1 protein-coding gene is annotated in these 437 nt (G+C 71.6%); it reads right to left on the reverse strand.

Annotated elements, in window-relative coordinates; genetic code table 11:
* Nucleotides 1-437: FecR domain-containing protein (locus H928_RS33865; protein ID WP_043341857.1), on the reverse strand; the 437-nt coding region annotated here is incomplete at both ends.

Consider the following 437-nt stretch of genomic DNA (forward strand, 5'->3'; position numbering starts at 1 on the left):
TGCCCGTCAGGTGCAGGGACTGCAGGGCTCCCGCTGGATCGAGCTGCAGCGGGCGCTCCAGGTAGTCGTTCCAGCGGCTGAGTACCTCGGGCAGCGGCGTGTGGTCAAACACCAGCCAGCCGTCGCGCCAGGCGCCCACATCCTGGCGGTTGACGCTGCCGGTATGCAGCCCGCCTTGCGCATCCAGGCGCGCGGCCTCACCGGCGGCCAGCACCACATCGGCGGCCTGGGCGGCATCGCTGTGCAGGCCCCATACCGCAACGCGGCCCTGGGCCACACTCACCTGCAGGCCCGATGCGCGCAGCGCTACCGAGAACACGGTGCCCAGGACCCGCACGCGGCCCAGCGGTGTTTGCACCTCCAAGGGGCGCTGGGCATCGTGGACCACATCCAGGCGTATCTCGCCCTGAGCCAGCTGCAGCACGCGGCGGTCGCGG

The organism is Comamonas sp. B-9, from assembly GCF_000410635.1.
In the GTDB taxonomy this organism is placed as follows: Bacteria; Pseudomonadota; Gammaproteobacteria; order Burkholderiales; family Burkholderiaceae_C; genus Comamonas.